The sequence below is a fragment of the Oleiphilus sp. HI0080 genome (genome assembly GCF_001635135.1).
Genome location: NZ_LWFU01000371.1, coordinates 1 through 5,272 on the forward strand (window position 1 = coordinate 1; position 5,272 = coordinate 5,272).

The following is a 5,272-nucleotide window of genomic DNA, read 5'->3' on the forward strand; positions in this document are numbered from 1 at the left end:
ACATGAACACCACCAGTGCCCAAGTATATAAAAAAACACCTATTAACCCGTGTACGAATGTTACTGCAAACGCCACTTTTGTTTGGCGACCAGAAAAGAACAAAACCGCGCAAAATATACAAATGAATATTGAAACGAGAGTATAAATAAATAACCAAGAACCAGCTTGGGATGGCGAAATAGCAAACAGAAAAGCCTGCTTTGCTTACTCGATTGACGATAAGCAGTCAGGTTTTACGCCGAACAAATAGACCCACCAAATAGCGGTAAACGCACCACTCGCGATGAGGCTAAATAAGCCAGCTCCTTTATTACTCATAACTTCCCTTAGAGCGTATAACGCCGCTATAAAGGGCAGACAATGAGCAGCATTGGCTGTCCAGCCCAACGCTTGGTTATATTTCTACTACGCAGCTTCAAAAGAAACTGAGTGCACATTGCCCAAATTAATATTTTGCTTTGCCTGCCAAAGGTCGTAGTTATCTTGCATTGCAAGCCAACTCTCAGGAGTGCGGCCGACAGCTTTTGACAGCCTCAAAGCCATTTCAGGCGTAACACCGCTTTGCCCCTTTAGAATACGATTTAGAGTAGATGATGCCACATCTAATTGTTTAGCAAGAAAGCGACAGCTATAACCGAAAGGCTCTAGATATGTAGCTTAAATGAATTCACCGGGATGAGGAGGGTTATACATACTCATTAGTGATAGTCCTCGTAATTTAATATAAAAGCATTACCATCTTTAAACTCAAAAGTTACCCGCCAATTACCATTGACTGAAATAGACCAAATGTCCTCTCGCTCTCCTTTTAACGGATGCAATTGATAACCGGGCAAATCAACATCGTCGATCACTTGCGCAGTATCAATAGCTGCCAACTGCATTTTCAATTTCTTAGCATGGTGCGCACCACGCATCAATAAGTATAACGCCCACCTCAACGAGCAAATTTTGCTGGCGGCAGTTTTGTCAGTGGTGACAGTAACATTTGTCCGTTGGAGGCGCTTGTTAAATGCTCTTGTATGGAATAGCATGAATGCACATAACGTATGCGCATTTGGAGTAAATAATATGCAAGCACTTTTTGACCAACAAGCACCTAAAAAAGCAACCAACCTAACTGTAAATAGCGACCTTTTAAATCAAGCTAAGAGCTTGAAAATAAATTTATCTGCCACACTTGAACAAGCCCTAATTGTTCAAGTGAAAAACGCACAGCGCGAGCAATGGCTTAAAGAAAACAAAGATGCAATTGATGAGCTTAACAAGCTGAGCGATGAAAACGGCTTATTCTCTGACTCGTTTAGGAGTTTTTGATGAGCCAATTTACACTTTACCTGAACAAAGATAAAAGCAGTAAAAAGACCTACCCTTATTTTGTTGATGTTCAGAACAACTTGTTAAGTGATTTAAACTCTAGACTGGTTATACCATTAACACCATCAAACAAAGTAAACGATAAAGTAGCCCAAAAGCTTTGCCCTACCGTCAATATTGACGGCGACGAATTTGTTCTTGTAACCAATCAGATGACCACCGTTCCAAAGTCAATTCTAAAATCCGAGGTAGATTCTCTAGAGAGTTATCGGTATCAAATTATTGACGCCATTGATATGCTGATCACCGGCATTTAACGCCGTAATAACCGGGCTGCCGGTGCGAAGCAGTGGCAGTCCGATGGCATGGCTTGCCTTGCCATGAAGTTGATTACCTTGTTATGTTTTTTGTGCATTTAACAGTATTTAATTCTTTAACCTTGGAGTTAAAAGCAGACAGCAAATCTTGAAACTCCTTACTTTGAGTTACAATTTCTCTGAATGCTTTACGAAATTGGTCACCATTTTCACTTTGCGGCTTGTTTTTGATTTTTTGGTATTTTTGGACCGCTAATTTGAAACTTGAACTTTTCTTAGAGAGCGTAGCCTCTAATTCGGGAGAATAATCAATCCATTGATTTAGTTTAGAATCAGTATTTACGTTATTTGGAAAGTGTTGGAGAGCTAATTGGACTGCAAGGTTTCTTCTGTTAATTGCAGCAAGTTGCACGTCTCTGTAATAGTTAGCTAATTCGCTATGCTGAGGAAGAACGTTAACAACTAATGCTGTACTTTCATTTTGCCATGCTTCTTGGACCTCAGTATATGCAGCATATTTTTTTATACAGCTTTGGCTACTGGCAAACGTATTAATACTTAAGGTTGCTAAAAGTGTGAAAAGTAATTTTTGCATAGTACCTCTTAGAACGCCAAAAACAGCGGCGCATTTATGCGTCCGCCTGCTTTTTCTTGTTATGTGAATTTACTGCGATGTACCAGAAAACTAAAGAAACGACCACCGAATTAATGGCATAAGCCAAATAGCCCACTTCTTGTAGCTGACTTGGCATGTTGCTACCTAGAAGTAACACGAACTGCCAAAGCAAGCCAATACAGAGCCCCAAAAATAGGTAGATTGACCAATGCCTTATGCCTAGCTTGGATAGAACCCAATGTACGGGCACACCAGCAAAAACAACAACGAGATAGGAGGTTCCAACAAAGCCAAATACGAACATGGAGAGCACGAATAGAGTGCCAGGAATCTGCGATGCAATAGATGAAAGTGATTCGGTGCTTTGGGTTAGAAGATGCTCGCCAAATATATACATGACAAACACGAGCGATGCCCAAGGTGAAATCAGTACTGCTTTGAAAGTGCGTTCTATATTCATTTTTTCACATAACGCCTAGCACGCCGGAGCGCGAAAGCGCTTCCGGAGCTGCGATTGGTTATATGCTGAGTTATTGAACAACATTGGTGATAACTAAAGGGCTTTTATTTTGATAGCGATAAGGGATATTAATAGTATTCGATTGTTGAGCGTTAAGAGAAAAGTTTAAATGCATTGAATGGAACGTTCGATGCACGAACCCATCGTTAGGCCCCATATTTGAAGATGCCCGCTCCTGCTGAAGAAAGTCCACTTTTATGTATCCAGTTTGCTTCTCATGACTGTTGTTTTGAAGCGTAACAGAAAATGTGCAAGGGCTTTCGATGCAATTGATGCTCTTTTCTATAATTGCAACGTTGGGCGTTTGAACAAAAAAGACATAGAAACTGATAGCGATGGCTGCCAAGCACAAGTACAAAATGAATATTTTCGCATTGTGTTTGGTTCTGATAACAAAATTTCTTGTAGCTCTATCCATGACTATTTTGCATATAACGCCGCGTTAACCGCGCGAGCCGAAGGCGAGTCCGGTTGAACGCTTGGTTATAACTTTATTTAGTTGTAGCAATATGCCACAATTGATTCACGCATAAGAACTGGAGTATCAATTATGGCAACTAGTAGCGTTAGATTAGACCAAGAACTTATTGAAAAAGCTACCATTATGGCAAAGGCCTATAATAGAACACCGCCTAAGCAGATAGAGCATTGGGCGAAGATTGGTGAAATGATGGAAGATAACCCCGACTTACCTTATGAGTTTGTAAAGCAGGCCATTATTGCACAAGCAGAAAAAGAAGCAGGTAAATTGGAGCGTTATGACTTTGGCTAAAGTTGAGCATATTTTACAGACACCAACTTTTAAGAAAGCTGTTAAGAAATTAAAGCCCAATCAGAAAACAGACCTTGATTTAGCAATTAAAGAACTTATAGAAAATCCGCTGTTGGGTGAACTGAAACGAGGCGACCTTGCTTTTCTGAGAGTTCATAAATTTAAGATGGTTAAGCAACTGACATTACTGGGCTATAGCTATGATGAAGGCGTGCTTACACTAGAGTTGATGGCTCTTGGTTCACACGAGAATTTCTATCGAGACATCAAACGTACGTTCTGAGTTATAACGCCTGCCAGCAGGGGCGAGTGAAACGAGACCAGCCAGCTTGCTGGCGATACTGGCTGGCTTTGTTATACGATTTATCATTCTCGTTCAAATATTGATAAAGGATAAACCCACGGAAATCCCATGTCGTCAAGCATCCAATCTGTTTCCGATCCACTTTCCATAAATGGAATCAGTAATTCTTTTTTGGTTTTTAAATCACATGCTGGAATCAAAACAAGCATTGCCTCCATTACACCCATAATACTTAGTGCAACGTATAAAGAGGTAGGCCCCTCTAGATAAAGGCAAGGTAGAAAAGTTATTCTACGACCTTTCTTTGGCTTATAAAAAGCATAAACTCCACCGAATAAAGGAACTTTTATAATCCATAGAGACTGAGATTCTTTACTTATCCACTTGCCGTAAAAGTAGTTCATAACTTATTTCGTATAACGCTTGGTTAATTGGCAGTCTGCTGCGTAGGTGTTTTTTCAACCGTAGCAGCAGGCTGTCCTATTGAACCACTTGTTATATCTCGTGGTTCGCTCTCGGCACTATTAAGATACTCAAATAAATAAGACCCAGTGATTGAGCCAGCAACCCCAAGTAAGAAGGCAAACAAACTTGAAAGACTTAAAGCCGATATTGGATGGCGCTTAACCTTATCTAGAATACGAAAGTAAAGGTCTTTTCGGATTTTTTTAATATCCTTTTCAGCTGACTCTATGTCGTCATTTGAAACTCGATCTCGCCTAAGTTTTTCTTTGCACTCGCTACAAATTATTGGATTGTGACATGAAGCAACCAGGTCTGATTTAATCCCGTTCATGTCAAAAATACACCCACGTGTTTCATCATGGGTAAAATCTGTCATTTCATGAAATTCAGGGATCTTATGATTGTTTCTTTTATATGCAAAAGTGTAGGCATTGAGGAGGCGATAAATGACATTTTCCAAAGGAATATTAGCACTCTGCAATATTTCTTTGATTTCGTAAAACGTGAAAATCACTTGGTTGCCACCTAATCTACGGGAGTACCAATTGTCTTCCAATGGAACGTTAACAATTGCAATCATGAAGTCTGCGCCATTTAGTTTGGGCATTTGTTCTCTAACAAGATGATCAGAAAATTCCCAGTCAAAACCATCTGAATTACATCGCAACTCATGATTATCAATTTTTTCAATTACTTCAAATAATGAAGAAGAGAAATTTTTGATCTTCTTCGGATCAAACCCCAACGGCAAATGACCGATAGATACTAACTTAATCTTAACTTTGCTCATAAAGTCCCTTTAGAGATATAACGCCGCCTTCATGGGTTTATCCCATGTAAGGCTTTGTTATGGTTTCAATATCCTTCTGAAAACTTATGGCCATCTTCAATAACTTTTTTTGCAAACGCCTCTGCCTTTTTTGTTGCTATAGCTATTTGATCTGAAGATAAAACTTCATC

Annotated in this window: 9 protein-coding genes and 1 pseudogene; 4 read left to right on the forward strand and 6 right to left on the reverse strand. The window is 39.7% G+C overall.

Annotated elements, in window-relative coordinates:
- Positions 1-406: 406 nt before the first annotated feature.
- Both A3751_RS05790 and A3751_RS05795 read right to left on the reverse strand, forming a co-directional pair.
- Positions 407-643: pseudogene (locus A3751_RS05790) on the reverse strand (HigA family addiction module antitoxin); the annotation flags it as partial.
- Between the two features lie 56 nt (positions 644-699).
- Entirely contained in the window at positions 700-1,035 is a 336-nt protein-coding gene (locus A3751_RS05795) for a type II toxin-antitoxin system RelE/ParE family toxin (protein ID WP_369821228.1), read from the reverse strand.
- Between A3751_RS05795 and A3751_RS05800 the strand changes: the two genes are divergently transcribed.
- Positions 953-1,318: a type II toxin-antitoxin system CcdA family antitoxin gene (locus A3751_RS05800; protein ID WP_231876849.1), complete on the forward strand. Its 366-nt coding sequence runs from the start codon at positions 953-955 to the stop codon at positions 1,316-1,318. The genes A3751_RS05795 and A3751_RS05800 overlap by 83 nt on opposite strands.
- Positions 1,318-1,635 carry a CcdB family protein gene (locus A3751_RS05805; protein ID WP_068453302.1) on the forward strand — a complete coding sequence of 106 codons (318 nt, stop codon included), beginning with the start codon at positions 1,318-1,320 and terminating at the stop codon, positions 1,633-1,635. Before A3751_RS05800 ends, A3751_RS05805 begins: the two co-directional genes overlap by 1 nt.
- A gap of 73 nt (positions 1,636-1,708) precedes the next feature.
- Here the strand turns inward: A3751_RS05805 and A3751_RS05810 are convergent, their stop codons facing one another.
- Positions 1,709-2,230 (reverse strand): hypothetical protein, encoded by a 522-nt coding sequence (locus tag A3751_RS05810; protein WP_068453304.1) that lies wholly within the window; start codon positions 2,228-2,230, stop codon positions 1,709-1,711.
- A 34-nt stretch (positions 2,231-2,264) separates the two neighbouring features.
- A complete protein-coding gene (locus A3751_RS05815) occupies positions 2,265-2,711 on the reverse strand; it encodes a hypothetical protein (RefSeq protein WP_068453306.1) in 447 nt (148 codons plus the stop codon).
- A 610-nt stretch (positions 2,712-3,321) separates the two neighbouring features.
- Between A3751_RS05815 and A3751_RS05825 the strand changes: the two genes are divergently transcribed.
- Positions 3,322-3,543, forward strand: coding sequence for a hypothetical protein (locus A3751_RS05825; RefSeq protein WP_068453310.1), 222 nt, complete (start codon positions 3,322-3,324; stop codon positions 3,541-3,543).
- Positions 3,536-3,826, forward strand: a complete 291-nt coding sequence (locus A3751_RS05830) for a type II toxin-antitoxin system RelE/ParE family toxin (RefSeq protein WP_068453316.1) — start codon at positions 3,536-3,538, stop codon at positions 3,824-3,826. The genes A3751_RS05825 and A3751_RS05830 overlap by 8 nt, the downstream gene beginning before the upstream one ends.
- Before the next feature lie 83 nt (positions 3,827-3,909).
- Here the strand turns inward: A3751_RS05830 and A3751_RS05835 are convergent, their stop codons facing one another.
- Positions 3,910-4,251, reverse strand: a complete 342-nt coding sequence (locus A3751_RS05835; RefSeq protein WP_068453312.1) for a hypothetical protein — start codon at positions 4,249-4,251, stop codon at positions 3,910-3,912.
- Between the two features lie 23 nt (positions 4,252-4,274).
- Complete coding sequence (locus A3751_RS05840) at positions 4,275-5,102, reverse strand: hypothetical protein (RefSeq protein ID WP_068453314.1); 828 nt, start codon at positions 5,100-5,102, stop codon at positions 4,275-4,277.
- Positions 5,103-5,272: the final 170 nt, after the last annotated feature.

Bases quoted from the DNA above. Each gene is read 5' to 3' on its own strand.
- A3751_RS05795 (WP_369821228.1), bottom strand. From the start codon at position 1,035: ATGCTATTCCATACAAGAGCATTTAACAAGCGCCTCCAACGGACAAAT.
- A3751_RS05835 (WP_068453312.1), bottom strand. From the start codon at position 4,251: ATGAACTACTTTTACGGCAAGTGGATAAGTAAAGAATCTCAGTCTCTA.
- A3751_RS05805 (WP_068453302.1), top strand. From the start codon at position 1,318: ATGAGCCAATTTACACTTTACCTGAACAAAGATAAAAGCAGTAAAAAG.
- A3751_RS05815 (WP_068453306.1), bottom strand. From the start codon at position 2,711: ATGAATATAGAACGCACTTTCAAAGCAGTACTGATTTCACCTTGGGCA.
- A3751_RS05825 (WP_068453310.1), top strand. From the start codon at position 3,322: ATGGCAACTAGTAGCGTTAGATTAGACCAAGAACTTATTGAAAAAGCT.
- A3751_RS05810 (WP_068453304.1), bottom strand. From the start codon at position 2,230: ATGCAAAAATTACTTTTCACACTTTTAGCAACCTTAAGTATTAATACG.
- A3751_RS05840 (WP_068453314.1), bottom strand. From the start codon at position 5,102: ATGAGCAAAGTTAAGATTAAGTTAGTATCTATCGGTCATTTGCCGTTG.